This window comes from Methanobrevibacter sp., assembly GCF_045577275.1.
Classification (GTDB): Archaea; Methanobacteriota; Methanobacteria; order Methanobacteriales; family Methanobacteriaceae; genus Methanobrevibacter.
In genome coordinates, this window is sequence record NZ_JAZNIB010000134.1 from 1 (window position 1) to 2,691 (window position 2,691).

The 2,691-nt window shown below is 30.1% G+C and carries 2 protein-coding genes; both read left to right on the forward strand.

The window, feature by feature from the left end; all coding sequences use genetic code 11:
- The first annotated feature begins 145 nt into the window (after positions 1-145).
- Positions 146-622 carry a hypothetical protein gene (locus ACKI67_RS04195; protein ID WP_407462139.1) on the forward strand — a complete coding sequence of 159 codons (477 nt, stop codon included), beginning with the start codon at positions 146-148 and terminating at the stop codon, positions 620-622.
- Positions 623-711: 89 nt separating this feature from the next.
- The gene (locus ACKI67_RS04200; RefSeq protein ID WP_407462141.1) at positions 712-2,577 is read left to right on the forward strand and encodes a right-handed parallel beta-helix repeat-containing protein; all 1,866 of its coding nucleotides are present in this window, start codon (positions 712-714) and stop codon (positions 2,575-2,577) included.
- The last annotated feature ends 114 nt before the right edge of the window (positions 2,578-2,691 follow it).

The window sequence follows — 2,691 nt, forward strand, 5'->3', positions numbered from 1 at the left end:
TTCTTTCAATAATAACTTAAACCCATTTTCCTTTATTAAATACACTTTAAGTAATTTCACTACAAGTTATAATTCTGGAAAAACCTATATGGTTAAGGCTGTTTATGGAATTAGCAAAAAAGTTTGCTCTAATCTTAAATAAAAAATGGAAGTTTATTCCTCTGGCAATTATGTAAAAACATTTTGGGCAACTACAAATTCCAAGGGAATCGCTTCTTTCAAGGTATCAGGATTGAATGTCGGTTCCTATAAAGCAGTACTTTGCTATTATAATTACAACCCTTATGATTTTGAGGAATTCACTACTGTCAATTCAAACATTAAAATCAAAAAGGCAAACACTATCGTAAAAGCTCCTAAAGTAACTGCAAGATTTAAGAAATCCAAATACTTTAAGGTCACTATCAAAAATAAGGCAAGCAATAAGGTAGTTTCCAACATTAAAGTTAAAATAAAGGTTTACACTGGTAAGAAATACAAAACTTACACTGTAAAAACCAATAAGAAAGGATTGGCAAAATTAAACACTAAAAAGCTTAAGAGAGGAAAACATAAGGTTGTGATCAGTTCAGGAAATAAGAAATATATTATTTCCAAAAAGAGCACAATCATTATTAGATAATCGATTAATAAACATTTTACTTATTGAATAATGATTCAAAGGGACGATTAAAGAACATATTTAAAAAGAAAATAAAATTGGTGGGGAAAATGACTAATAAAAGATTAATATTCATTTCGATGCTTGTTCTATTCATTTTAAGCATTGGAATGGTTTCTGCTGCAGATGACATGTCTGGGCAGATAGATGATATTTCCATTGATTCAAGTCAAGAAGTGATTTCTATAGAATCAAATGATTTGAATGATGGAAGTTCTGAATTATTGAATGACGATGAAGGTTCTGGAGAAACCGATGAACCAACAGATAATGGAGAAATTCCAGTTGAAGATAAGACATTTGATGCTATTCAAAATGCTATTGTTCAAGCATCAGAAAATGACACAATCATATTAAATGGCACATACACTTCAACTGGTAAAAATATGATTATAGTTAATAAGGCAGTCACTATCCAAGGGGTGGAAAATGCTGTTCTGGATGCAAATCAGTTTAAAACCAGATTCAGAATAGATGTTCCTAATGTCATATTTAAGGATATCTGCTTTAAAAACTTCAAGTTTGATGATAATGAAACAGCAATTATCATTACTAAAAATGGCATAACAGTCAACAATTGCAGTTTTATAAATAATACTGGTGTAATAACTGCAATCATTGCAAATGGAGGAGTCTGTGAAATTACAGACAGCAAGTTTTCAAATAATGCAAATGCCTTTGGAGCAATTTATTTGAATAAAGCTGAATTGCTTATTTCCAATTCCATTTTTAATGGAAACAAAATCAATGCAAATCAATTGAATTATGTTAGGGATGAATATAGCGCTCTTTCAAGTGGATTAATCACTGCATATAAGTCTAAACTGTCTTTAAACAATTTGAATTTTTATAGCAATAAGATGGAGGGATTAAGTGCAGATCAATGCAATTATTCTGTAGTTAATTCTGTTTTCAACAACACTGCAAATGCCATTGTTTCAGCTGATTCCAATTCATCAATTAAAAATTCCACATTCACTAAACTTAAAAATGGAATCATATTAATTGGTGGAAAGAATACTGTAAATGCATGTAATTTCATAAATAATTCAGCTGCTTCAGTGATTTTCGATGGCGACTTTTATTCTGGAGGCACTTTTACAATAAGCAATTCAAAGTTTATCAACAACACTAATAAAAATGGTCCTTCCGCAATACATGTTGATAGATGCAGTGCAAAAATCCTTAACTGCACATTTAAGAACAATTCAAAATTAACAGAGAAAGGAGTCATATACCTTGAAACAAAGGCTTTAGTTACCGTAACAAACGGCAACAAGACTCAAAAGTTCAAAAAGGCGACTGTATTGGATAATTCATTGAAGGCTTATGACTATATAACATTTGTAGTTAAAAACAGCTTCACTACAAGTTACAAATCAGGTAAGCTTTTCACTGGTAAGGTAATATATGGTTTCAATAAGAAAACCGTGCCTTATTTTGATGGCATATGTTACATAGAAAAAGGCAAAAAGGAATATTGGAAAGATTTCGGTTCAAATATTAAGATTGACTTTTCCAAATATCCGGTAGGAACATACAAAGTAACCTTTGCTGTAAGTCCTGATGGATCTGAGGATTTCGAATGGAGAGACACTCATGCTGTAGCTACTATTAAGATCACTAAGGCAAAAACCATTGTCAAGGCACCTAAAGTAACTGCAAAATATAAGAAATCCAAATACTTCAAGGTCACTATCAAAAATAAGGCAAACAATAAGGCGGCTGCAAAAATTAAAGTCAAAATAAAAGTTTATACAGGTAAGAAATACAAAACCTACACTGTAAAAACAGATAAAAAAGGAGTCGCTAAAATCAATACCAAAAAGTTGAAAAGAGGTAAACATAAGGTGGTTATTTCTTCTGGAAATAGCAATTACATTATTTCCAAGAAAAGTTCCATCAGGATTAGATAATTAGAGTTAATTACTTATTTTAACTCTTTTTATTATTTTTTCCATTATCTTATTTTTCTTTTATTTTTTCTATTATTTTATTTTCTTTTTTATATTCAATTTCTTATTTTTTCT